This window comes from Pseudomonas sp. 273 (genome assembly GCF_029201425.1).
GTDB lineage: Bacteria > Pseudomonadota > Gammaproteobacteria > Pseudomonadales > Pseudomonadaceae > Pseudomonas > Pseudomonas delhiensis.
The window spans coordinates 854,347-878,132 of record NZ_CP116775.1 but is presented as its reverse complement, the minus strand read 5'-3'; the positions used below and the strand labels follow the sequence as shown (position 1 = coordinate 878,132).

Sequence of the window (23,786 nt, the reverse complement as noted above, 5' to 3'; positions counted from 1 at the left end):
GGTACGCCGCGCGAGGGCCGTTGCTCGATTGACACTGCCCCACCAATAGAGACAACAAACGAGGGAGACATCGCATGCGCAAGACCGCACTGCTCAGCGCCATCACCACCGCCCTGCTGGCCAGCGCCGGCGTACAGGCCGCCGATGCCATCAAGGCGGTCGGCGCCGGTGAGGGCCGCCTGGACATCATCGCCTGGCCCGGCTACATCGAACGCGGCCAGTCCGACAAGGCCTACGACTGGGTCACCCAGTTCGAGAAGGACACCGGCTGCCAGGTCAACGTGAAGACCGCTGCCACCTCCGACGAGATGGTCAGCCTGATGGCCAAGGGCGGCTACGACCTGGTCACCGCCTCCGGCGACGCCTCGCTGCGCCTGATCTACGGCAAGCGCGTGCAACCGATCAACCCCGAGCTGATCCCCAACTGGAAGAACATCGACGCGCGCCTGAAGGATGCGCCCTGGTACACCGTCGCCGGCAAGACCTACGGCACCCCCTACCAGTGGGGCCCGAACCTGCTGATGTACAACACCAAGGTCTTCCCCAAGGCGCCGGACAGCTGGAGCGTGGTGTTCGAGGCGCAGAACCTGCCCGACGGCAAGCCGAACAAGGGCCGCGTGCAGGCCTACGACGGCCCCATCTACATCGCCGACGCCGCGCTGTACCTGAAGAGCACCAAGCCGGAACTGGGCATCCAGGACCCGTACCAGCTGACCGAGGCGCAGTACGCCGCCGTGCTCGACCTGCTGCGCAAGCAGCATTCGCTGATCCACCGCTACTGGCACGACGCGACCGTGCAGATGAGCGACTTCAAGAACGAGGGCGTCGCCGCCTCCAGCTCCTGGCCGTACCAGGCCAACGCGCTGAAGGGCGAGAAGCAGCCGATCGCCACCGTGTTCCCGAAAGAGGGCGTCACCGGCTGGGCCGACACCACCATGCTGCACGCCGAGGCCGCGCACCCGAACTGCGCCTACAAGTGGATGAACTGGTCGCTGGAGCCCAAGGTGCAGGGCGACGTGGCCGCCTGGTTCGGCTCGGTGCCAGCCGCGCCGGAAGGCTGCAAGGCCAGCGAGCTGCTCGGCGGCGAAGGCTGCGCCACCAATGGCTTCGACCAGTTCGAGAAGATCGCCTTCTGGAAGACCCCGCAGGCCGAGGGCGGCAAGTTCGTGCCGTACAGCCGCTGGACCCAGGACTACATCGCGATCATGGGCGGCCGCTAAGCCAGCGCCGTAGGGACATCCGTAGGATGGGTTGAGCTCCGCGAAACCCATCACCGCGGAGCGATGCCCGATCGATGGGTATCGCTTCGCTCAACCCATCCTACGTCCCGCTTTCCCGACATCCGTTTCTGATCCACCCGATTTTTCCGGGCAGGGCCTTCGTACGCCGATTTCCTGCCCCTGGAGCGTGCCCCATGACCACCCCCGCTGTTCAATTCACCCAGGTCTCCCGCCAGTTCGGCGAGGTGAAAGCCGTCGACCGGGTGTCCATCGACATCAAGGACGGCGAGTTCTTCTCCATGCTCGGCCCCTCGGGTTCGGGCAAGACCACCTGCCTGCGCCTGATCGCCGGCTTCGAGCAGCCCAGCGCAGGCTCCATCCGCATCCACGGCGAGGAGGCCGCCGGGCTGCCGCCCTACCAGCGCGACGTGAACACGGTGTTCCAGGACTACGCGCTGTTCCCGCACATGAACGTGCTGGAGAACGTCGCCTACGGCCTGAAGGTGAAGGGCGTGGCCAAGGCCGAGCGCCTCAAGCGCGCCGAAGAGGCCCTGGGCATGGTCGCCCTGGGCGGCTACGGCGGCCGCAAGCCGGTGCAGCTGTCCGGCGGCCAGCGCCAGCGCGTGGCCCTGGCCCGGGCCCTGGTCAACCGCCCGCGCGTGCTGCTGCTGGACGAGCCCCTGGGCGCGCTGGACCTGAAGCTGCGCGAGCAGATGCAGAGCGAGCTGAAGAAGCTGCAGCGCCAGCTGGGCATCACCTTCATCTTCGTCACCCACGACCAGGGCGAAGCGCTGTCCATGTCCGACCGCGTGGCGGTGTTCAACAAGGGCCGCATCGAGCAGGTGGACACCCCGCGCAACCTCTACATGAAGCCGGCCACGCCCTTCGTCGCCGAGTTCGTCGGCACCTCCAACGTGCTGCGCGGCGACCTCGCCCGGCAGCTCACCGGCAACGCCCAGCCGTTCTCCATCCGCCCCGAGCACATCCGCTTCGCCAGCGGCGAGCGCGCGGCCTGCGACCTGGAGATCAGCGGCCTGCTGCACGACATCCAGTACCAGGGCGCCGCCACCCGCTACGAGATCCGCCTGGACAACGGCCAGAACCTCTGCCTGAGCCAGGCCAACAGCCAGTGGGACGCCGCCGCCGTCGCCCACCAGCCGGGGCAGCGCGTGACCGCGCGCTGGGCGCGCGAGGCCATGGTGGCGCTGAACGAGGGCGCCTGAGATGGAACTGACGATGAACGCGCCGGCGCCTACGGCCGGCAACGGCCCACTGCGGCGCCTGTCCAACCTGCTGTACCGCAAGCCGACGCTGTACCTCTCGCTGCTGCTGGTGCCGCCGCTGCTGTGGTTCGGCGCGATCTACCTGGGTTCGCTGCTGACCCTGATGTGGCAGGGCTTCTACACCTTCGACGACTTCACCATGACGGTGACGCCGGACCTGACCTGGGCCAACTTCGCCGCCCTGTTCACCCCGGCCAACTTCGACATCATCCAGCGCACGGTGCTGATGGCGGTGGCCGTGTCCATCGCCAGCGGCGTGGTGGCCTTCCCCATCGCCTACTACATGGCGCGCTATACCAGCGGCAAGACCAAGGCCTTCTTCTACATCGCGGTGATGATGCCGATGTGGGCCAGCTACATCGTCAAGGCCTACGCCTGGACCCTGCTGCTGGCCAAGGGCGGGTGGCGATGTGGTTCGTGCACCACCTCGGCCTGCAATGGCTGCTGGACCTGCTGATGGACGTTCCCGGCGTGGGCGGCAACACCCTGTCCACCTCGCACCTGGGGCGCTTCCTGGTGTTCGTGTACATCTGGCTGCCGTTCATGATCCTGCCGATCCAGGCCTCCCTGGAGCGCCTGCCGCCGTCGCTGCTGCAGGCCTCGGCGGACCTCGGCGCGCACCCGCGGCAGACCTTCTTCCAGGTGATCCTGCCGCTGTCGATCCCGGGCATTGCCGCCGGCTCGATCTTCACCTTCAGCCTGACCCTCGGCGACTTCATCGTGCCGCAGCTGGTGGGTCCGCCGGGCTACTTCATCGGCAGCATGGTCTACGCCCAGCAGGGCGCGATCGGCAACATGCCGATGGCCGCCGCCTTCACCCTGGTGCCCATCGTGCTGATCGCCCTGTACCTGTCCATCGTCAAACGCCTGGGGGCCTTCGATGCACTCTGACAAAGCTTCCTGGGGCCTGAAAGCGGCCGCCTGGGGCGGGCTGGTGTTCCTGCACTTCCCGATCCTGATCATCTTCCTGTACGCCTTCAACACCGAGGACGCCGCGTTCAGCTTCCCGCCGCAGGGCTTCACCCTGCACTGGTTCAGCGTCGCCTTCGCCCGCCAGGACGTGCTGGAGTCGATCACCCTGTCGCTGAAGATCGCCTGCGTCGCCACCCTGATCGCCATGCTCCTGGGCACCCTGGCCGCGGCCGCGCTGTACCGCCGCGACTTCTTCGGCAAGGAAGGCATCTCGCTGATGCTGATCCTGCCCATCGCCCTGCCCGGCATCATCACCGGCATCGCGCTGCTGTCGGCGTTCAAGACCCTCGGCATCGAGCCGGGCTTCCTGACCATCGTCATCGGCCACGCGACCTTCTGCGTGGTGATCGTCTACAACAACGTGATCGCGCGCTTCCGCCGCACCTCCCACAGCCTCATCGAAGCCTCGATGGACCTGGGCGCCGACGGCTGGCAGACCTTCCGCCACGTGATCCTGCCGAACCTCGGCTCGGCCCTGCTGGCCGGCGGCATGCTGGCCTTCGCGCTGTCCTTCGACGAGATCATCGTCACCACCTTCACCGCCGGCCACGAGCGCACCCTGCCGATCTGGCTGCTCAACCAGCTGACGCGCCCGCGCGACGTCCCGGTGACCAACGTGGTGGCCATGCTGGTGATGCTGGTGACCATGCTGCCGATCCTTGGCGCCTACTACCTGACCAAGGGTGGCGAGGGTGTGGCGGGGAGTGGCAAGTGACACCGTGCCGTGCGGCCCTCTCCCTAACCCTCTCCCTTCGGAGCGGGGCGCGTAGCCAGGGCGGGGGGAGAGGGAAAAGCCCCCGCTCCGAAACAACAGACCCCCTCAGGACTGCCGTAAACGGCGGCCCCATAAAAGAAACCCCAACGAATACCTGCAAGCTCCTGACCAAGAGGACTTAAAGAATGCAAACCAAACTGCTGATCAACGGCCAACTGGTCGCTGGCGAAGGCGAGAAGCTCGCCGTACTCAACCCGTCCCTGGGCACCCCCTGGTGGAGATCGCCGAGGCCTCGCCGGCCCAGGTCAACGCCGCGGTGGAAGCCGCCGACGCCGCCTTCGACAGCTGGTCGCAGACCGCACCGAAGGACCGCTCGCTGCTGCTGCTGAAACTGGCCGACGCCATCGACGCCAACGCCGAGGAGCTGGCCCGCCTGGAATCCAGCAACTGCGGCAAGCCCTACAGCGCGGCGCTGAACGACGAACTGCCGGCCATCGCCGACGTGTTCCGCTTCTTCGCCGGCGCCAGCCGCGTGCTGCAAGGCTCCGCTGCGGGCGAGTACCTGCCCGGCCACACCTCGATGATCCGCCGCGACCCGGTGGGCGTGGTGGCCTCCATCGCGCCCTGGAACTACCCGCTGATGATGGCCGCCTGGAAGCTGGGCCCGGCCCTGGCCGCCGGCAACACCGTGGTGCTCAAGCCCTCCGAGCAGACGCCGCTGACCGCCCTGCGCCTGGCCGAGCTGATCGCCGAAATCTTCCCCGCTGGCGTGGTCAACATGGTCTTCGGCCGCGGCCCGAGCGTCGGCGAGCCGCTGACCACCCACCCGAAGGTGCGCATGGTCTCGCTGACCGGCTCGGTGGCCACCGGCAGCCGCATCATCGCCGGCACCGCCGATACCGTTAAGCGCATGCACATGGAACTGGGCGGAAAGGCCCCGGTGATCATCTTCGACGACGCCGACATCGACGCCGCCGTGGAAGGCATCCGCACCTTCGGCTTCTACAACGCCGGGCAGGACTGCACCGCCGCCTGCCGCATCTACGCGCAGAAGGGCGTGTACGCCAGGTTCGTGCAGAAGCTGGGCGAAGCCGTCGGCAGCATCCGCTACGGCGAGCAGGACGACCCGGACACCGAGCTCGGCCCGCTGATCACCGAGCAACACCTGCAGCGCGTCGAAGGCTTCGTCGAGCGCGCCCGCCAGGTGCCGCACATCCAGGTGGTCACCGGCGGCAAGCGCGCCGACCGCCCCGGCTTCTTCTTCGAGCCGACCGTGCTGGCCGGCGCCCGCCAGGACGACGAAGTGGTGCGCCGCGAGATCTTCGGCCCGGTGGTCTCGGTCACCGAGTTCGACGACGAGGCGCAGGCCCTGGCCTGGGCCAACGATTCCGACTACGGCCTGGCCTCCTCGGTGTGGACCCGCGACGTCGGCCGCGCCCACCGCCTGGCGGCCCGCCTGCAGTACGGCTGCACCTGGGTCAACACTCACTTCATGCTGGTCAGCGAAATGCCCCACGGCGGCGTGAAGCATTCCGGCTACGGCAAGGACATGTCCATGTACGGGCTGGAGGACTACACCGCCGTCCGCCATGTGATGTTCAAGCACTGAGGCAAGTCGCTGGGCCCTCGCGTTCGCGGGGGCCCAGCGCCTCGGGCCACCCGGCCCACAACCCCGCGGGCGCGCCCGCAACGGAGGCAAGCATGCGTCACCTCGTCAGAGCGTTCTACCTGCTGTCGCTGTTCACCCTCGCCGGCCTGGCCCAGGCTGGCGAGACGCCGAAACAGATAGTCGACGCCTACATGGCCGCGTGGAACGCCCACGACGCCGAGAAGGCCGCCGGCTACCTGGCCAAGGACGCGGAGTACTTCGACGTCACCGTCGGCACCCCGCAGAAGGGCCGCGAGGCCGCGCGCGACAACGTCATCAAGGTCTTCGTCGGCGCCGTGCCGGACCTGAAGTGGAAGATGAACGGCACGCCCATCGTCAGCAAGGACGGCATCGCCTTCCAGTGGACCTTCAGCGGCACCAACACCGGCGCCTGGGACGCCCAGACCCCGGCGACCAACAAGCCGCTGTCGTTCGACGGCGTGAGCTATGTGAAGGTCAAGGATGGCAAGATCGTGTACCAGGGGGATTACTACGACGCCCTGGGGTTGCATAAGCAGTTGGGGTGGTGAGGTTGGCCTGGGGCTGGAAGGTTTGCGCTGGCCCCACCAACCCTCTCCCCCGCCCTCTCCCTGAAGGGAGAGGGAGCCTTACGGTTTGAAGCGCAACATCGATGCTCGCCGGCGAGCACCGCCCATTCCCACTGGCACGGACAGCCCCCTCTCCCTTCAGGGAGAGGGTTGGGGAGAGGGAGCGGAGTCAAACCATCACGCCAACATCGCAGGAATACACGGTTCGCGAGCAAGCTCGCTCCTACGAAAATACGAAAAGCCCCCCGCCATCAAACCTCGATGATCACCTTCAACGCCTTGTTCTGCGCCGCCTTGCCGAAGGTCTCGTAGGCCTGGAGGATGTCGCCCAGGGCGAAGCGGTGGGTGATCAGTTGCTCGGGCTGCAGCTTGCCGGCCTGCACGCTCTTGAGCAGCATCGGCGTGGTCACCGCGTCCACCAGGCGGGTGCGCAGGGTGATGTTGTGCGACCACAGGCGCTCCAGGTGCAGTTGCACCGGCACCCCGTGCACGCCGAGCACGGCGATGTCGCCGCCGGGGGCGATCAGTTCCTCGCACAGGCTGAAGGTGCTGGGCACGCCCACCGCCTCCACCGCGCTGTCCACGCCCAGGCCGTCGGTCAGCGCGCGGACTTTCTCCAGCAACTGCGGGTCGCCGGCGTTGAAGCAGTCGGTGGCGCCGAAGCCCCTGGCCACTTCCAGGCGGTTGTCGTCCAGGTCGATCATGATGATCCGCGCCGGCGAGTAGAACTGCGCGGTGAGCAGCGCGGCCAGGCCCACCGGGCCGGCGCCGACGATGGCGACGTTGCCGCCGGGCTGTACGCGGCCGTTGAGCACGCCGCACTCGAAGCCGGTGGGGAGGATGTCGCTGAGCATCACCATGGCCTCCTCGTCCACCCCGGCGGGCAGGTGGTAGAGGCTGGTGTCGGCGTGGGGGATGCGCACCTTCTCGGCCTGGGTGCCGTCGATCAGGTGGCCGAGGATCCAGCCGCCGGTGCGGCAGTGCGAGGTCATGCCCCTGCGGCAGAAGTCGCACTTGCCGCAGGCGCTGATGCAGGAGATGAGCACGCGGTCGCCGGGCTTGAACTGGCTGACCGCCGAGCCGACCTGCTCGACTACCCCGACGCCCTCGTGGCCGAGGATGCGCCCGGGTTTGCAGGCCGGCACGTCGCCCTTGATGATGTGCAGGTCGGTGCCGCACAGGGTGGTGCGGACCAGGCGCACCACCGCATCGCCGGGGGCCTGCAGGGTAGGGTCGGGGCGCTCTTCCAGGGCGATGTCGCCGACACCGCGGTAGACCAGGGCTTTCATGGCCGGGCTCCTTTCGGGGAATGGTCCGGACAGGCTAGTCCCGCCCCGGCGGCCGGGGCCTGATCCCGATCAAAGGCTCATTCGGCGGTGGGCAGCTCGGTGATGTGGATTTCCGTCAGCAGCGGCTCGGGCTTGAGCTGGCTGCGCTTGAGCAGCGGGCAGAAGCGCGCCAGGCTGCCGATCAGCTCCCACTGGGTCTCCAGGTCGCCGGCCAGCCGGGTGATGTCGTTCAGCGCGCGCTGGCCGACCTGCTGCAGGTGCGGGTCGGTGCTGCGGCCCAGCTCCAGGGACAGCTGGCCGATCAGGGTGCTGAGGGCGGACATGTTGCGCGTCGCCAGGGCCAGGATGTTCGCCAGCAGGGCGATTTCCGACTCTGGCACGGCAGAGGGTGAGGTGTGTGCGTCCATGCGTCTACCCGTGGGGAATGCGTCGTCCTGACGCGTCGCAGCGGAGCATAGCAGCAAAAGGCCTGCATGCGACCCATTTCACATTTCGTTGCGGCAAGCCCCGGCGCGCCGCCCGACGGGCGGCGCGCCACGGCCTCAGGCTTCGCCCAGGGGCTTGCGCGCCGGCGTGCCGCGCTGCGCCGCGCGCAGGTACTGCGGCGGCCAGGGCACCTGCTGGCCGCCCAGCTCGTCGGCGGCGTTGAGCGGCCAGTAGGGCTCGCGCAACAGCTCGCGGGCCAGCAGGATCAGGTCGGCCTGGCCGGTGCGCAGGATGTGCTCGGCCTGCACCGGCTCGGTGATCATGCCCACGGTGCTGCTGGCGATCTCGGCCTCCTTGCGCACGCGCTCGGCGAACTGCGTCTGGTAGCCCGGCCCCACCGGGATCTCGGCGTTCACCGCGGTGCCGCCGGAGGACACGTCGATCAGGTCCACGCCCAGGCCCTTCAGGCGCCGGGCCAGTTCCACCGTCTCGTCGGGGTTCCAGCCGTCCTCCACCCAGTCGGTGGCCGACAGGCGCACCAGCAGCGGCAGTTCCTCGGGCCATACCTCGCGCACCGCCTGGGTCACTTCCAGCAGGTAGCGGATGCGGTTCTCGAAGCAGCCGCCGTACTGGTCGCGGCGCTGGTTGGACAGCGGCGAGAGGAACTGGTGCAGCAGGTAGCCGTGGGCCGCGTGCACCTCCACCACCTTGAAGCCGGCCACCAGGGCGCGCTCGGCGGCGCGGACGAAGGCCTGGGTGACTTCGGCCATCTGCTCTTCGCTCAGCGCCGCGGGGGTGGTGTGCTTGGGATCGAAGGGGATGGCCGACGGCGCCACCGGCACCCAGCCGCCCTCGGCCACCGGCATGCTGCCCGGCTTGCCCAGCCAGGGCGCATAGGTGCTGGCCTTGCGGCCGGCATGGGCCAGCTGGATGCCGGCCACCGCCCCTGGGACTCGATGAAGCGGGTGATGCGCCGCAGGGGCTCGACCTGCTCGTCCTTCCACAGGCCCAGGTCGCGGTCGGTGATGCGCCCTTCCGGGACCACCGCGGTGGCCTCCACTATGACCAGGCCGGCGCCGCCCACGGCGCGGCTGCCCAGGTGCACCAGGTGCCAGTCGTTGGCCAGGCCGTCCTCGGCCGAGTACTGGCACATGGGGGAAACGCCGATGCGGTTGGGCAAGGTCAGTTGGCGCAGGGTCAGGGGCTCGAACAGCTGGCTCATGGCTACACTCCCTCAGGTTCTTTCAACGAATGATCGACACTTCAACTGTAGACCGGGTTGGCCGGCCAACACGCCAATCGTTCGTCCGCGAACCCTTCAGCCCGGCGCCGGCAGCTCTAGCTCCAGGCCGTAGCGGCGTTGCGCGTCGCGGCGCAGCACGCCGCTGGCATGCAGGCGCCGCAGGGTCTGGCGCACGCAGTTGGGCGAGATGGGCGCGGCTTCGTCCAGCAGGCGCTGGTGCAGCGCCGAAACGCTGTAGAAACCGCCGGTGCAGAGCACGTCCAATACCTTCAGGCGCGGCAGGCTGCAACGCAGGCCGGCCAGTTCGAGCAGCTTGCGCGCCGGGCGCAGCTCGCGGCGCAGCGCCAGCGGCGGGACTTCGGGCCGGCCGCCGGCGGCCGCGTCGGGGAAGCGATGATGGAGGGTCACGAAAGGGTCCTTTTCCGGGCCGCCATTGCGGCTTTCTCCTATAGAAGACGAACGAGCGGGGCAAAACCGGCAACCGAGGCGACGAAACAATTTCTTGCAAAGCCCCATTGCCGGTTTTTCCTTCTCGCCCGTCCTACTCCATAGAATCCCTCGTCGAGCACGAGGCCCTTCCCCGCGTGTAAAGCCTGAAGCCCCCCATGTCCAAGAAATCCCGCGCCAGGAGCTGGTTCCTGGTCCACAGCTGGCTGGCCTTGCCCATCTGGTTCTTCGTCTTCCTGGTGTGCATCACCGGCACCCTGGCCACCGTCAGCCAGGAGATCGTCTGGCTGGCCAACCCGGCCATCCGCGCCAACGCGCCGCCGGGCGACGCCCCGCGCCTGGGCTACGACGCCCTGCTGGCCGCCGTCCAGCGCCAGCAGCCGCAGGCCCACGTGCAGGGCCTGCGGGTGCCGGGCGAACAGCACTTCGCCGTGGAAGCCCAGGTCAGCTACCCGGACGCGCGCAACGCCACCCTCTACGTCAACCCGTACAGCGGCGCCATCCAGGGCGAGGCGCCGCTGTTCGACTTCCGCAACTTCACCCGCGCCCTGCACGGCTGGTGGCTGGTGCCCTTCAGCCACGGCTACAGCTGGGGCTGGTACCTGGTGACGCTGCTGGGCCTGCCGATGCTGGCCTCGCTGGTCACCGGGCTGGTGGTGTACAAGCGCTTCTGGCGCGGGTTCCTCAAGCCGCGCCTGCGCCTGAACCAGGGCGCGCGCATCTTCTGGGGCGACTTCCACCGCCTGGCCGGCATCTGGTCGATCTGGTTCATCGCGGTGATCGCCGTCAGCGGCACCTGGTTCCTGGTCCAGGCGGTGCTCTACGACAACGCCATTTCCATCTCCAGCGAGGGCGTGCCGGCCATCATCCAGCCCGAGCAGGTGCCGCCCGGCGTCGACGGCGGGCCGCCGCCGCGCATCGGCCTGGACCAGGCGGTGGCCGCCGCGCAAGGCGAAATCCCCGGCTTCGAACCGCGCTACCTGGCGCTGCCGGGCGACGCCTTCGCGCCCATCGGCCTGCTCGGCCACGGCTGGTTCCCGCTGCTGTTCGAGCGCGCCAAGGTCAACCCCTACGACGGCAGCCTGGCCGCCGTCCGGCGCCTGGGCGACCGCAGCGGCCTGGAGTTCTTCAGCGAATCCATGCGCCCGCTGCACGTGGGCGACTTCGGCGGGCTGTGGGTGAAGTTGATCTGGTTCGCCTTCGGCCTGCTGCTCAGCCTGATGGTGCTCAGCGGCCTGCAGATCTGGAGCAAGCGCACCCTGCTGGCCACCGCCAAGCAGCTGAAGAAGAAACGCGCCCCGCAGCGCACCGCGGCCCTCACGGAGTGAACGCCATGCCCGGACGTAAACCTTCGCGCCTGCGCCGCCACTGGCTGCGCTGGCGCTTCCACCTCAGCGCCCTGCTGGTGCTGATCCCCCTCGGCTACCTGCCGGCGTTCCTCCACGAGGCCCGCGTCGACCGCGGCCTCACCGGCCTGGGCGAGCGCGAGGTCGGCGAGCTGCAGGTCGGCCCCTGGCGTGCGCGCCTGGCCGAGTGGGAAGTCGGCGACCCCGAGGACGAAGGCCGCGCCGGCCACCTCAAGGCCTTCACCCTGGCCTGGTGCCAGGGCTGCGAGCAGCGCATCCGCGCGGCCTACCTGCGCATCGGCCGGCCCTACAGCCTGAGCGCCCCAGGCGCGCTGCTCAGCGGCAGCCCGTACCAGCAGTTCACCGAAGTGGCGGTACCGCCGCGCGCCCGCGCCGACGACCAGCTGTGGCTGACCGTCGAAGCCTGGGACGGCAGCGTGCACCAGGCCAGCCTGCCCCTCGCCGAGGCCTCCCCGTCGCTGGTGGCCTGGCTCGACCGCCAAGGAGCGTCCCGATGAAAGCCCTGTTGCCCCTCCTGCTGCTGGGCCTGAGTCCCCTGGCCCTGGCCCACGCGCCCTTCCTCGAATGCAAGGCCCTGGACGCCGAGCGCATCCGCTGCCTGGGCGGCTTCAGCGACGGCAGCCAGGCGGCGGGGGTGAAGCTGCGCGTCCTCGGCCACGACGGCCAGACGCTGCTGGAAGAACGCCTGGGCGCCGACTCCAGCCTGACCTTCCAGCGTCCGGCGGTGCCCTACTTCGTGCTCTTCGACGTCGGCCCCGGCTACCGCGCCGAGGTCGACTCCCGCGACATCGCCGGCCCCTGAGGCGGGCATTCAGCCGCGGCGCAGCGCCCCGGGGGTGAGCCCCAGGTAGCGGCGCATCGCCGTGGTCAGGGCGCTCTGGCTGGAGAAGCCGCACTCCTCCGCCACCCGCACCAGCGCCAGGTCGGTCTCGCGCAGCAGGCGCGCGGCGGCGTCCAGGCGCTGCTTGAGCAGGTACTGGTGCGGCGTCAGGCCGACGCTGTCCTTGAACTGGGCGTGGAAATGGCTGGGGCTCAGGCAGGCCACCTGGGCCAGTTCGGCCACCGTGATGCGCCGCGCCAGGTGGCTGCGGATGTGCCCGTCCAGGCGCTGCATGTCCAGCGGGCCAGTGGCAGGCCGCGGCGTCTCGCCGAACAGGCGCAGGTGCAGGGCGCGCAGCAGCACGCCGCCCAGCGCCCTGGCCAGCAGCGGGTCGCTGCCGTAGCGCGCCAGTTCCGCGCCGGCGTAGCCGAGCAGGTTCTGGAAGTCGGCATCCAGCGTCGGGTAGCGCGGCGCCTCGAACAGCCGGGCCAGCAACTCGCGGTCCTCGTCCGACACGCCCTGCGGCTGCAGGTCGAGGATCAGCATGCGGTTGTCGCCGGTGCCGGCGAAGGCATGCCGGGCGTCGCCCGGCACCAGGCAGGCGCGCATGCGGCAGACCTCGCCGCCACGCCCGTCCACCTCGAACTCGGCGCGGCCGGCCAGGGCCAGCACCAGTTGGTGATGCTCGTGGTCATGGGCGTGGGACTGCTCGGGCAGGTGGGCGAGACGGGCGTGCAGCATCGGCAGGGGCGTACGAGGATTTCCCGCACTCTAGCGAAGTTGCGCGCCCCTGCCCAGCCGCGCCGGTCAGGGCGCCTGGCGCCCGGCGTAGTCGCGGGCGAACTGCGCGGCGATGCGCCCGGAGCGCGAGCCGCGGTGGGTGGCCCAGCGGATCGCCTCGGCGCGGCTGGCCTCGATGGCCTCCTGGCCCAGGCCGTGGGACTGCAGCCAGCGCGCCACCGCCCCCAGGTACTCGTCCTGGCTGAAGGCGTAGAAGGAAATCCACAGGCCGAAACGCTCGGACAGCGAGATTTTCTCCTCCACCGCCTCGCCCGGGTGCAGTTCGCCGTTGTCGCCGCGGGAGAAGGCCAGGTTGTCCGCGGCGCGCTCAGCCAGCAGGTGGCGGCGGTTGGAGGTGGCGTAGATCAGCACGTTGCCGGCCTGCCCCGCCACCGAGCCGTCGAGCACCGTCTTCAGGCCCTTGTAGCCGGTCTCGCCGTCCTCGAAGGAGAGGTCGTCGCAGAACAGGACGAAGCGCTCCGGGCGCAGGCGCACCAGCTCGATGATCCGCGGCAGGTCGCCCAGGTGCTCCTTGTCCACCTCGATCAGGCGCAGGCCCTCGGCGTGGAAGGCGTGCAGGCAGGCCTTCACCAGCGAACTCTTGCCGGTGCCGCGGGCGCCGGTGAGCAGCACGTTGTTGGCCGGGCGGCCCTGGACGAACTGGCGGGTGTTGCGCTCGACCAGGGACTTCTGCCGGTCGACGTTGCGCAGGTCGTCGAAGGCGATCAGCGCCGGCTCCTGTACCGGGGTCAGCTGCGCCTGTGCCACCCCGGCGTGAGGGCGGTATTCCCAGAGGTAGGCGATCACCTCCGGCCGCAGCGCCTGGGCCGGCTCCGGCGGCAGGCTGCGCTGCAGCAGGTCGGCGATGCGGGTGAGCTGTTCGGTGAGCGGTTGCAGGGCACTGGCGAAGTCGGACATGGGAAAAACCGGACGCAGGGGGATTGGCGAAGATGCTAGTGAGCGGCGAGACTGGCCGTCTAACGCAAAATGGGCGGTGACATGCGAGAAGCGGACATTCCCTCCATCCACGGCGACGAGCACGCCGCCAATCCGGTGACCGCCGTCGCCCTGGACTACGCCGACGGCCACCAGGTGGCCAGCCACAGCCACCAGCGCGCGCAGTTGCTCTACGCCGTGCGCGGGGTGCTGGTGGTGGGCAGCGCCAGCGGCCTCTGGGTGGTGCCGGACAACCGCGGCCTGTGGATACCCGCCGGCATCGAGCACTGGACGCGGATGGTCGGCGAGGTGCACGTGCGCACCCTCTACATCGAGCCGGGCAGCGCGCCGCACCTGCCCGCCGAGTGCACGGTGCTGGCCGTCTCGCCGCTGCTGCGCGAACTGATCCTGGCCGCCGTGGGCATCGCCGGCGAGGCCCCGGCGGACAGCCGCGATGGCCGCGTGCTGCGCCTGCTGCTCGACGAGCTGACCAGCGAGCCGGCGCTGCCGCTGCACCTGCCGCTGCCCAACGAGCCGCGCCTGCGCCGGCTGTGCCGGGACATGGGCCTGGATGCCGGGCTGGAAGCCTGGGCCGCGCGGGCCGGGGTCGACACCAAGACGGTGCGCCGCTGGTTCCTGCGCGACACCGGGCTGACCTTCGGCCAGTGGCGCCAGCAGGCCCGCCTGCTGCGCGCCCTGGAGCTGCTGGGCAGCGGCGCCAGCGTGCTGGAGGCGGCCCTGGAGGTCGGCTATTCCACGCCCAGCGCCTTCAGCGCCATGTTCAGCCGCCAGTTCGGCCGCCCGCCGATCGACTTCCTGCGCCCGCCGCGGGAAACCTCCGGCAACAGGCCGCGCTCGTCGGGGAATTGAAAGTCGCCGGCCGATTCCCCATCTAGACTGTCATGTTCAATCAGTCAGGTGCCTCATGAGCGACCAAGACGAGATTCACGATATCCACAGCGCCGAGGAGGTCACCGGGACCGGCCTGGTGCTGCCCGGCCAGAAGCTGCCGACCACCGTCTACGTCATCCCGATCCACAACCGCCCGTTCTTCCCCGCGCAGGTGCTGCCGGTGATCGTCAACGAGGAACCCTGGGCGGAAACCCTGGAGCTGGTGGCCAAGACCGACCACCACTGCCTGGCGCTGTTCTTCATGGACAACCCGCCGGACGACCCGCGCCACTTCGACCCGGACAGCCTGCCCGAGCACGGCACCCTGGTGCGCGTGCACCACGCCAGCCGCGAGGGCGGCAAGCTGCAGTTCGTCGCCCAGGGCCTGTCGCGGGTGCGCATCCGCGGCTGGATCAAGCGCCACCGCCCACCCTTCCTGGTCGAGGTCGACTACCCGCACACGCCCAGCGACGCCAGCGACGAGGTGAAGGCCTACGGCATGGCGCTGATCAACGCGATCAAGGAGCTGCTGCCGCTCAACCCGCTGTACAGCGAGGAGCTGAAGAACTACCTGAACCGCTTCAACCCCAACGATCCGTCGCCGCTCACCGACTTCGCCGCGGCCCTGACCACCGCGCCCGGCAACGAGCTGCAGGAGGTGCTGGACACGGTGCCGATGCTCAAGCGCATGGAGAAAGTCCTGCCGCTGCTGCGCAAGGAGGTCGAGGTCGCGCGCCTGCAGAAGGAGCTGTCGGCCGAGGTCAACCGCAAGATCGGCGAGCGCCAGCGCGAGTTCTTCCTCAAGGAGCAGCTCAAGACCATCCAGCAGGAGCTGGGCATCACCAAGGACGACAAGAGCGCGGACGCCGACGAGTTCCGCGCCCGCCTGGAAGGCAAGATACTCCCCGAGCAGGCGCGCAAGCGCATCGACGAGGAGCTGAACAAGCTGTCGATCCTGGAGACCGGCTCGCCGGAATACGCGGTCACCCGCAACTACCTGGACTGGGCCACCTCGGTGCCCTGGGGCGTGCTGGGCAAGGACAAGCTCAGCCTGCCCCATGCGCGCAAGGTGCTGGACAAGCACCACGCGGGCCTGGAGGACGTCAAGGACCGCATCCTCGAGTTCCTCGCCGTGGGCGCCTTCAAGGGCGAGATCGCCGGCTCCATCGTGCTGCTGGTGGGCCCGCCCGGGGTGGGCAAGACCAGCATCGGCAAGTCCATCGCCGAAAGCCTCGGCCGGCCCTTCTACCGCTTCAGCGTCGGCGGCATGCGCGACGAGGCGGAGATCAAGGGCCACCGCCGCACCTACATCGGCGCCCTGCCGGGCAAGCTGGTGCAGGCGCTGAAGGACGTCGAGGTGATGAACCCGGTGATCATGCTCGACGAGATCGACAAGCTCGGTGCCAGCTACCAGGGCGACCCGGCCTCGGCGCTGCTGGAAACCCTCGATCCGGAGCAGAACGTCGAGTTCCTCGACCACTACCTGGACCTGCGCCTGGACCTGTCCAAGGTGCTGTTCGTCTGCACGGCCAACACCCTGGACTCCATCCCCGGGCCGCTGCTCGACCGCATGGAGGTCATCCGCCTGTCCGGCTACATCGCCGAGGAGAAGCTGGCCATCGCCAAGCGCCACCTGTGGCCCAAGCAGCTGGAGAAGGCCGGGGTGCCGAAGGAACGCCTGTCGATCAACGACGCCGCCCTGCGCGCGGTGATCGAGGGCTACGCCCGCGAGGCCGGGGTGCGGCAGCTGGAGAAACAGCTCGGCAAGCTGGTGCGCAAGGCCGTGGTCAAGCTGCTGGAAGACCCCGAGGCCAGGCTGAGGATCGGCGCCAAGGACCTGGAGGAATACCTCGGCATGCCGGTGTTCCGCACCGAACTGCTGCTTTCCGGCGTCGGCGTCATCACCGGCCTGGCCTGGACCAGCATGGGCGGCGCCACCCTGCCCATCGAGGCGACGCGCATCCACACGCTGAACCGCGGCTTCAAACTCACCGGGCAACTGGGTGACGTGATGAAGGAATCGGCGGAAATCGCCTACAGCTACATCACCGCCAACCTGAAGAAGTACGGCGGCGACGCCAATTTCTTCGACCAGGCCTTCGTCCACCTGCACGTGCCCGAGGGCGCCACGCCCAAGGACGGCCCCAGCGCCGGCGTCACCATGGCCAGCGCCCTGCTGTCCCTGGCGCGCAACCAGGCGCCGAAGAAGGGCGTGGCCATGACCGGCGAGCTGACCCTCACCGGCCAGGTGCTGCCCATCGGCGGCGTGCGCGAGAAGGTGATCGCGGCGCGCCGGCAGAAGATCCACGAGCTGATCCTGCCGGAAGCCAACCGCGGCGACTTCGAGGAACTGCCGGACTACCTCAAGGAAGGCCTGACGGTGCACTTCGCCAGGCGCTACAGCGACGTGGCCAAGGTGCTGTTCCCGGCCTGAGGCCGCTGCCCCCGTAGGGCGCATAACGCCTACGGCGTTATCCGCCGTTGGCCGTGCCACCGGGGTGTCCGGCGTGGCCGGTGAATCCAATCGCGGACGGAGTCCGCTCCTACGACCGTGCTTCCCTGGAACTGTAGGAGCGGACCTTGTCCGCGATGGCTGGACGATCCGGCGCGATTCGCGGATGAGATCCGCTCCTACGCCGCAGGCCGGGCACGGCTTCTCGTAGGAGCGAGCTTGCTCGCGAACAGACTCCGCTGCGGGGCATCAGGTTCGCGAGCAAGCTCGCTCCTACAAAGAGCATCTCGGCGATTCCCCTCTACCACCCACGCCATTCCCACTGTAGGAGCGCGCCCTGCGCGCGATTTCGCGGGCAGGGCCCGCTCCTACAGGTTGCCCGGAGACATGGCATTCCTACCCGTAGGACCTTGTCCGCGATGGCCGGACGTCCCGGCGCGATTCGCGGATGAGATCCGCTCCTACGCCGCAGGCCGGCACGGCTCGCTCCTACGAAGAGCGGCCGTTCCTTGGGGATGCATGGCCCCACCGCAGCGGACCTTTGCGATATCCTCCCGGCTGTCCGGACCGTCCGAGGAGTCGTCATGCCGTCGCCCCGCCCCCTGCTCGCCCTGCCCCTGCTGTTGCTCGCCGCCTGCGCCAGCCAACCGAACCCGGTGGTCAGCCTGGAAAACGACAAGGCCTGCAAGCCCCTGGAACTGCACCAGGGCCAGGAACTGGTGCTGATGCTGCCGAGCAACCCCACCACCGGCTTCCGCTGGGAAGTGCGCAACCCCGCCGGCCGGGTGCTGGCCAGCCTGGGCCCGGAGGTCTACAACAACCCCGAGGACAGCGGCCTGGTCGGCAGCGCCGGCGAGTCCACCTGGCGCTTCCGCGTCACCGCCAGCGGCGAGGACCACCTGCAACTGGCCTACCGCCGCCCCTGGGAGGCCGACGTCGCCCCCGAGCGCACCTTCGACTGCGCGCTCAAGGTCCTCTGAGCGCGGCGCCAAATACCACCCGAACTGACGTCCGTGGCCTGGGGCCGCGGCGACGGCTGCGGCACAGTCGGCGCATCTTCCCGCGGAGAATCGACAGATGCGCTGGCTCTTGCCCCTGGCCGTCCTCGGCGGCCTCGCCTGCCTGCTGGGCATTGCCCTCGACCTGCCCTGGCTGCGCATGCTGTGCAAGCCGCTGCCGATCATCGCCCTGCTGGGCTGGGTCGGCGCCTCGCCGGCAACGCCCTACCGCCGCTGGATCGCCCTTGGCCTGGCGCTGTCGCTGCTCGGCGACGTGCTGCTGGAATGGCCGCTCGATGCCTTCCTTCCCGGCCTGTGCGCCTTCCTCCTCGGCCACCTGGCCTACCTCGCCGCCTACCTGGGCGAGACGCGGCGCCCGGCACCGCTGGCCCTGGCCTGCGCCACGGTGCTCGGCGGCGGGCTGTTCCTGCTGCTCGACCGGCAGGGCCTGGGACCGCTGCGCCTGCCCATCGCGCTGTACAGCCTGGTGATCGCCAGCATGCTCTGGCGTGCCCTGGCCCGCCTGCCGCAGGCCTCGCCCAGCGCACGCCTGGCCGCCGTCGGCGCCCTGCTGTTCATGGTCTCCGACGGCATGATCGGCATCAACCGCTTCGTCTCGCCCTTCGCCGGCGCCGGCTACGCCATCATGCTCTGCTACTGGCTCGGCCAGTGGGGCATCGCCGCCTCGGTTAGTGCGCGCCGTACGCCTCTGCCATACTCCCAGGCGAACCCCGCCGCCTGAGAACGACATGCTGCGCTCCACCCTCACCGCCCTGTGCTGCGCGGCCGCCCTGGGCGCCACCGCCGAGCCGCTGCGCCTGGGCGGCGACGACTGGTGCCCCTACCTGTGCCCGCAGACGCCGGAGCAACCCGGCTACCTGCTCGAAGGCCTGGGCCAGGCCCTGCCCGAGCCGCCGCAATTCGAGAACCTGCCCTGGTCGCGGGCCCTGCAGATGGCCCGCGAAGGCCTGATCGACGGAGTGATCGGCGCCTACGCCGAGGAAAGCCAGGGCCTGCTGATCGGCCGCGAGCCCATCGCCTGGGCGGACATGCACCTCTACACCCGCGCCGACAGCGACTGGCGCTACCGCGGCCCGGCCTCCCTGGACGGGCTCGCCGTCGGCCTGGTGCAGGGCTATTCCTATGGCGAGCAACTGGACGCCTGGCGCGACCGCAACCTGCACGACCATGAGCGGGTGCAGGTCCTCAGTGGCGAGCGCGTGCTCGAACGCAACCTGCAGAAGCTGCTGCTGGGCCGCGTCGACGTGGTGGTCGAGGACCGCCGCATCGTCGACCGCTACCTCAGGCGCCAGGGCCTCGACGGGCAGGTCCGCAGCGCAGGGGAACTGCCCAGCCCGCGGCCGATGTACGTCGCCCTGAGCCCGCACCTGAAGGACGCCGACGCACGCCTGGCGCAGCTCGACGAGGGCCTGCGCCAGCTTCGCGAAGACGACGCCTGGGCACCGCTGATGCGCGAATACCTGGTCACTGTCGACTGACATATTCGCCCTGTAGAAAAGTCCGGCAGGCACAGCCGCCATCGTCTATAGATCAAGTACCAGGGAGTATCGAATGGAGAGGTTTCATGCGTGCTGAAGTCCGTTTGCTGGGGATGCTTGGAACCTGTGCGATGCTTTCCGCCTGCGGCAGCCTGCTGCCCAGCGAACGCGCCGAGGTGCAGTCTCCCTTCATCGACTACCAGGACGCCGAGCACCGCTACGAACAGGTGGTGCCAGGCAGGACCACGCGCTCGCAACTGCTCAGCCTGGGCTTCGACCCGCTGACCCAGGGCAACGCCAAGATGCTCTCGTTCATCGACGTGCGCCTGCTCTTCGTGCAGCCGAACATCCCCATCGACTACCTGCCCGACGGCCTGGTGACCTGCCTGCAGGCCAAGGACCGCTGCATCGGCTACTCCTTCGACTTCAACAAGACCGACAGCCAGCGCATCGGCAGCTTCTGGGCCGACATGTTCAACTTCCGCAAGCGCCGCCAGGTCCAGGGCTGGTCGTTCCGCCCGGTGTTCGTGCTGATCGACGACGTGGTGGTGCACAAGGTCAGCAACGGCGAACCGAACATCCGCCGCGTGGAAGACAAGAAGAACCCCCTGGGCCCGCTGCAGGGCGCCGGCGAATACTTCTCCGACAAGCTCAAGTGAGGCGCCGGGCTCGTCGCCCGGAGGTTGGGGCGCCGCGCCCCGCTCGGCTACAATGCGCACCCCGGCGCCTCAGGCAGGCGCCGGCCGTCCGCACCACCCGTACCGAGGCCCCACCGCGTGAGCGAGTCTGACCGCATCTTCGCCCAACCCCTGGAACACGTCGCCGACTTCACCTTCAACGAGGACGTGGCGCGCGTCTTCCCGGACATGATCAAGCGCTCGGTGCCGGGCTACCCGACCATCGTCGAGAACATCGGCGTGCTCGGCGCCCGCTTCGCCCTGCCGCACAGCCTGATCTACGACCTGGGCTGCTCGCTGGGCGCGGCGACCCAGGCGCTGCGCCGCCACGTCAGGGCCGACGGCTGCCGGGTGCTGGGGGTGGACAATTCCGCCGCCATGCTGGCGCGCTGCCGCGAATACCTCAGCGCCCAGGACGCCATGTACCAGGAACTGCTACCGGCGGACCTGCTGGAAGCGGACATCCTGCGCCTGGACTTCCAGCCCTGCTCGCTGGTGGCCATGAACTTCACCCTGCAGTTCATCGAGCCCGGCAGGCGCCTGGAGCTGCTGCAGCGCATCCGCCAGGCCCTGCTGCCCGGCGGCGCGCTGATCCTCTCGGAGAAGCTGCGCTTCAGCGATGCCGCCGAGCAGGAACTGCTGAACGAACTGCACCTGGACTTCAAGCGCGCCAATGGCTACAGCGAACTGGAAATCGCCCAGAAACGCACCGCCATCGAGAACGTGATGCGCCCGGACACCCTGGACGAGCACCGCGAGCGCCTGGCCCGGGCCGGCTTCTCCAGGGTGGTGCCGTGGTTCCAGTGCCTGAACTTCGCCTCGCTGGTCGCCCTGCCATGATCGAACGCTTCGCCCTCGACGACCTGCGCCGGGAACTGGCCGGCACGCCCCTGCAAGCCTGGAGCGAGTCCCTCGCCGCGCAGCTCGCGGCCAAGGTGGAGGATGGCCACGGCGACCTGGAGCGCTGGCTGGCCGCCGTCGACCAGTTGCCCGGGGTGCGCGCCGAAAGCGTCGAGCTGGCCAGCCGCTTCGCCCTGGAAGGCCCCTGCGACGACGCCACCCGCGCCGCGCTGAAGACCGCCCTGCAAGGGCTGATCCCCTGGCGCAAGGGCCCCTTCGACGTGTTCGGCGTGCACATCGATACCGAGTGGCGTTCGGACTGGAAATGGGAGCGCGTCTCGCCGCACCTGGACCTGGCCGGCAAGCGCATCCTCGACGTTGGCTGCGGCAACGGCTACTACCAGTGGCGCATGCTCGGCGCCGGCGCCCGCAGCGTGGTGGGGGTGGACCCGAACTGGCTGTTCTTCTGCCAGTTCCTGGCCATGAAGCGCTACCTGCCGGACCTGCCGGCCTGGCACCTGCCGCTCACCCTGGAGGAGCTGCCGGAGAAGCTGGAAGGCTTCGACACGGTGTTCTCCATGGGCGTGCTCTACCACCGCCGCTCGCCCATCGACCACCTCTTCGCGCTCAAGGACTGCCTGCGCCGCGGCGGCGAGCTGGTGCTGGAAACCCTGGTGGTGGAAGGCGACGTCACCACCGTGCTGGTGCCGGAGGACCGCTACGCGCAGATGCGCAACGTCTGGTTCCTGCCCTCGGTGGCGGCCCTGGAGCTGTGGCTGCGCCGCGCCGGCTTCACCGACGTGCGCTGCGTCGACCAGAGCCGCACCACGGTGGAGGAGCAGCGCTCCACCCAGTGGATGCGCTACCAGTCGCTGCCGGAATTCCTCGACCCGCACGATCCCACCCGCACCATCGAAGGCCTGCCGGCGCCGCTGCGCGCCACCCTGGTGGCGCGCAAGCCCTAGACCTGCGCACGCGCCCTGCGCGCGATTCGCGGCCAGGGGGAATGCCGTGGGTGGGGTTGTGTAGGAGCGGATCTCATCCGCGAACCGCGCCGGGACGTCCGGCTATCGCGGACAAGGTCCGCTCCTACGTTACAGGCAAGCACGGCTTCTCGTAGGAGCGCCCCGGCGCAGCCGGCAAGACAATTGCTCCCACGACTGGGGTCGTCCCAGGAAACGTAGGGCGTATAACCGTTCGCGGTTATACGCCGATACACCGCGGCCTCCACCAACGCCGAGGCCACGCCCGGAACCACCTTATGCTCAGCGCTTGGCAGCCGCCACGATCAGCGCCTTCATCTCCGCCACCGCCTGCTTGAAGCCGACGAACAGCGCGTGGGCCACCAGGGCGTGGCCGATGTTCAGTTCGTTGATCCCGCGGATCGCCGCCACGGGCTCGACGTTGTGGTAGTGCAGGCCATGGCCGGCGTTGACGATCAGGCCGTGGGACAGGCCGGCCTCCACGCCGTCGCGGATGCGCGCCAGCTCCAGCGCGGTTTCCGCCACGCCGTAGGCGTCGGCGTAGCGCCCGGTGTGCAGTTCGATGGCCGGGGCGCCGACGCGGGCGGAGGCCTCGATCTGCCGCGGGTCGGCGTCGATGAACAGCGACACCTCGCAGCCGGCGGCGGCCAGGCGCTGCACCGCGGCGTGGATGCGCGCTTCCTGGCCGGCCACGTCCAGGCCGCCCTCGGTGGTCAGTTCCTGGCGGGTTTCCGGGACCAGGCAGACGTGGGCCGGGCGGATCGCCTCGGCGAAGGCCAGCATTTCCTCGGTCACGCCCATCTCGAAGTTCATGCGCGTCTGCAGCACCTCGGCGAGCACGCGCACGTCGCGGTCCTGGATGTGCCGGCGGTCCTCGCGCAGGTGCACGGTGATGCCGTCGGCGCCGGCTTCCTCGGCGTCCAGCGCAGCCTTGACCGGGTCCGGGTAGCGGGTGCCGCGGGCCTGGCGCAGGGTGGCGACGTGGTCGATGTTGACGCCGAGGAGGATGCGGTTGGCTTCAGTCACGGGGAGGTTCCTTGCGATTCATGAAGAGTTCGCGGCTGACCAGCGGTCGGCCGCCGAGATGCGGCGCCAGGGCCTGGCGCATCAGGCGCTTGGCCGCGGCCAGGGCGCCGGGGGCGCTCCAGTCGGCCTCGGCCATGGCCAGCAGGTCGGCGCCATGGAACAGGCCCGGCTGGAAGCCGCCCACCGGTTCCAGGCCGGCATCGGGCAGCAGGCGGTACAGGCCGCCGGGGACGATATCTTGTCCGACAATATCGCGATCGAGGGCGAAACCATAGCCCAGCTCGTCCAGCAGCCGCCATTCGAAGGCGCGTAGCAAGGGCTCCAGCGGGCGCCCGGCGGCAAGCAGCGGCAGGGTCGCGCGGTAGTGCTCGAACAGCGGCGGATGCGGCACCTCCGCTGGCAGCAGGCGGATCAGCAATTCGTTGAGGTAGAGGCCGCTGAACAGCGCGTCGCTGGCCAGCAGGTTGGGGATGCCGGCGGCTTCCAGGCGGCTGACGTTCTTCAGCTCGCCGCGGCCGCGGAACTCCGCCTCCAGCGGCACGAAGGGCCGCGCCAGGGCCCCGGACTTGCCGCGCGCGCCGCGCAGCACGGCGCGCAGGCGGCCTTCGGGGGTGAAGAAGTCCACCAGCGCGCTGGTTTCCTTGTACGGGCGGCTGTGCAGGATGAAGGTCGGCAGGGGGACGCTGACGAGGCTCATGCGCGGGTGCGGCCTTCAGGCGGCCCGCC

The 23,786-nt window shown here is 69.4% G+C and carries 22 protein-coding genes and 3 pseudogenes; 17 read left to right on the top strand and 8 right to left on the bottom strand.

The features are described from left to right. Positions 1 to 74: 74 nt before the first annotated feature. The 6 genes and pseudogenes from ydcS to PKO50_RS04145 all read left to right on the top strand — a co-directional run bounded on the left by ydcS (position 75) and on the right by PKO50_RS04145 (position 6,368). Positions 75 to 1,220, top strand: coding sequence for a putative ABC transporter substrate-binding protein YdcS (gene ydcS / locus PKO50_RS04170; protein ID WP_275628895.1), 1,146 nt, complete (start codon positions 75 to 77; stop codon positions 1,218 to 1,220). A gap of 194 nt (positions 1,221 to 1,414) precedes the next feature. Next, a complete protein-coding gene (locus PKO50_RS04165) occupies positions 1,415 to 2,443 on the top strand; it encodes an ABC transporter ATP-binding protein (protein ID WP_275628894.1) in 1,029 nt (342 codons plus the stop codon). A 13-nt stretch (positions 2,444 to 2,456) separates the two neighbouring features. Further along, positions 2,457 to 3,394 (top strand): annotated as a pseudogene (locus PKO50_RS04160) (ABC transporter permease). After that, the gene (locus tag PKO50_RS04155; RefSeq protein WP_089391494.1) at positions 3,384 to 4,190 is read left to right on the top strand and encodes an ABC transporter permease; all 807 of its coding nucleotides are present in this window, start codon (positions 3,384 to 3,386) and stop codon (positions 4,188 to 4,190) included. Before PKO50_RS04160 ends, PKO50_RS04155 begins: the two are co-directional and overlap by 11 nt. A 185-nt stretch (positions 4,191 to 4,375) precedes the next feature. Beyond that, positions 4,376 to 5,799, top strand: a pseudogene (locus tag PKO50_RS04150) (gamma-aminobutyraldehyde dehydrogenase). 92 nt (positions 5,800 to 5,891) lie between these two features. Next, positions 5,892 to 6,368: an ester cyclase gene (locus PKO50_RS04145; RefSeq protein ID WP_275628893.1), complete on the top strand. Its 477-nt coding sequence runs from the start codon at positions 5,892 to 5,894 to the stop codon at positions 6,366 to 6,368. Between the two features lie 269 nt (positions 6,369 to 6,637). Here PKO50_RS04145 and PKO50_RS04140 read toward each other — a convergent pair whose 3' ends face one another. From PKO50_RS04140 to PKO50_RS04125, 4 genes and pseudogenes are all read right to left on the bottom strand, one after another. After that, positions 6,638 to 7,675 carry a zinc-dependent alcohol dehydrogenase family protein gene (locus tag PKO50_RS04140; protein ID WP_275628892.1) on the bottom strand — a complete coding sequence of 346 codons (1,038 nt, stop codon included), beginning with the start codon at positions 7,673 to 7,675 and terminating at the stop codon, positions 6,638 to 6,640. A gap of 77 nt (positions 7,676 to 7,752) precedes the next feature. Further along, the gene (locus tag PKO50_RS04135; protein WP_109932211.1) at positions 7,753 to 8,082 is read right to left on the bottom strand and encodes a hypothetical protein; all 330 of its coding nucleotides are present in this window, start codon (positions 8,080 to 8,082) and stop codon (positions 7,753 to 7,755) included. Positions 8,083 to 8,217: 135 nt separating this feature from the next. Next, positions 8,218 to 9,323: pseudogene (locus PKO50_RS04130) on the bottom strand (NADH:flavin oxidoreductase/NADH oxidase). 96 nt (positions 9,324 to 9,419) lie between these two features. Next, entirely contained in the window at positions 9,420 to 9,752 is a 333-nt protein-coding gene (locus PKO50_RS04125) for a ferric uptake regulator family protein (protein WP_275628891.1), read from the bottom strand. 197 nt (positions 9,753 to 9,949) lie between these two features. Between PKO50_RS04125 and PKO50_RS04120 the strand changes: the two genes are divergently transcribed. The 3 genes from PKO50_RS04120 to PKO50_RS04110 are packed head-to-tail and all read left to right on the top strand — an operon-like array spanning position 9,950 to position 11,960. Beyond that, positions 9,950 to 11,119, top strand: a complete 1,170-nt coding sequence (locus PKO50_RS04120) for a PepSY domain-containing protein (protein WP_275628890.1) — start codon at positions 9,950 to 9,952, stop codon at positions 11,117 to 11,119. Positions 11,120 to 11,124: 5 nt separating this feature from the next. Next, positions 11,125 to 11,655, top strand: a complete 531-nt coding sequence (locus tag PKO50_RS04115; protein WP_109932214.1) for a thiamine pyrophosphate-binding protein — start codon at positions 11,125 to 11,127, stop codon at positions 11,653 to 11,655. Next, the gene (locus tag PKO50_RS04110) at positions 11,652 to 11,960 is read left to right on the top strand and encodes a hypothetical protein (RefSeq protein ID WP_109932216.1); all 309 of its coding nucleotides are present in this window, start codon (positions 11,652 to 11,654) and stop codon (positions 11,958 to 11,960) included. Before PKO50_RS04115 ends, PKO50_RS04110 begins: the two co-directional genes overlap by 4 nt. A gap of 9 nt (positions 11,961 to 11,969) precedes the next feature. On the opposite strand, the gene PKO50_RS04105 is transcribed toward PKO50_RS04110, so the two are convergent. After that, positions 11,970 to 12,719 (bottom strand): AraC family transcriptional regulator, encoded by a 750-nt coding sequence (locus tag PKO50_RS04105; RefSeq protein WP_275628889.1) that lies wholly within the window; start codon positions 12,717 to 12,719, stop codon positions 11,970 to 11,972. 66 nt (positions 12,720 to 12,785) lie between these two features. Further along, a complete protein-coding gene (locus tag PKO50_RS04100) occupies positions 12,786 to 13,676 on the bottom strand; it encodes an ATP-binding protein (RefSeq protein WP_275628888.1) in 891 nt (296 codons plus the stop codon). Positions 13,677 to 13,757: 81 nt separating this feature from the next. Between PKO50_RS04100 and PKO50_RS04095 the strand changes: the two genes are divergently transcribed. The 8 genes from PKO50_RS04095 to cmoB all read left to right on the top strand — a co-directional run bounded on the left by PKO50_RS04095 (position 13,758) and on the right by cmoB (position 22,016). After that, complete coding sequence (locus PKO50_RS04095; protein ID WP_275628887.1) at positions 13,758 to 14,564, top strand: helix-turn-helix transcriptional regulator; 807 nt, start codon at positions 13,758 to 13,760, stop codon at positions 14,562 to 14,564. A 55-nt stretch (positions 14,565 to 14,619) separates the two neighbouring features. Next, a complete protein-coding gene (gene lon, locus PKO50_RS04090) occupies positions 14,620 to 17,019 on the top strand; it encodes an endopeptidase La (protein WP_275628886.1) in 2,400 nt (799 codons plus the stop codon). A gap of 602 nt (positions 17,020 to 17,621) precedes the next feature. Then, positions 17,622 to 18,017 (top strand): protease inhibitor I42 family protein, encoded by a 396-nt coding sequence (locus tag PKO50_RS04085; protein ID WP_275628885.1) that lies wholly within the window; start codon positions 17,622 to 17,624, stop codon positions 18,015 to 18,017. A gap of 97 nt (positions 18,018 to 18,114) precedes the next feature. Beyond that, positions 18,115 to 18,777, top strand: coding sequence for a lysoplasmalogenase (locus PKO50_RS04080; RefSeq protein ID WP_275628884.1), 663 nt, complete (start codon positions 18,115 to 18,117; stop codon positions 18,775 to 18,777). Between the two features lie 7 nt (positions 18,778 to 18,784). Then, complete coding sequence (locus PKO50_RS04075; protein WP_109936858.1) at positions 18,785 to 19,534, top strand: transporter substrate-binding domain-containing protein; 750 nt, start codon at positions 18,785 to 18,787, stop codon at positions 19,532 to 19,534. A gap of 86 nt (positions 19,535 to 19,620) precedes the next feature. Beyond that, entirely contained in the window at positions 19,621 to 20,193 is a 573-nt protein-coding gene (locus tag PKO50_RS04070) for a hypothetical protein (protein ID WP_089391478.1), read from the top strand. Positions 20,194 to 20,310: 117 nt separating this feature from the next. After that, positions 20,311 to 21,051 (top strand): carboxy-S-adenosyl-L-methionine synthase CmoA, encoded by a 741-nt coding sequence (cmoA, locus tag PKO50_RS04065; RefSeq protein ID WP_275628883.1) that lies wholly within the window; start codon positions 20,311 to 20,313, stop codon positions 21,049 to 21,051. Beyond that, complete coding sequence (gene cmoB, locus PKO50_RS04060; RefSeq protein ID WP_275628882.1) at positions 21,048 to 22,016, top strand: tRNA 5-methoxyuridine(34)/uridine 5-oxyacetic acid(34) synthase CmoB; 969 nt, start codon at positions 21,048 to 21,050, stop codon at positions 22,014 to 22,016. The genes cmoA and cmoB overlap by 4 nt, the downstream gene beginning before the upstream one ends. A gap of 300 nt (positions 22,017 to 22,316) precedes the next feature. On the opposite strand, the gene pdxJ is transcribed toward cmoB, so the two are convergent. Both pdxJ and recO read right to left on the bottom strand, forming a co-directional pair. Next, positions 22,317 to 23,060 carry a pyridoxine 5'-phosphate synthase gene (gene pdxJ / locus PKO50_RS04055; protein ID WP_275628881.1) on the bottom strand — a complete coding sequence of 248 codons (744 nt, stop codon included), beginning with the start codon at positions 23,058 to 23,060 and terminating at the stop codon, positions 22,317 to 22,319. Next, entirely contained in the window at positions 23,053 to 23,757 is a 705-nt protein-coding gene (gene recO, locus PKO50_RS04050; RefSeq protein ID WP_109936862.1) for a DNA repair protein RecO, read from the bottom strand. Before recO ends, pdxJ begins: the two co-directional genes overlap by 8 nt. Positions 23,758 to 23,786 lie beyond the last annotated feature (29 nt).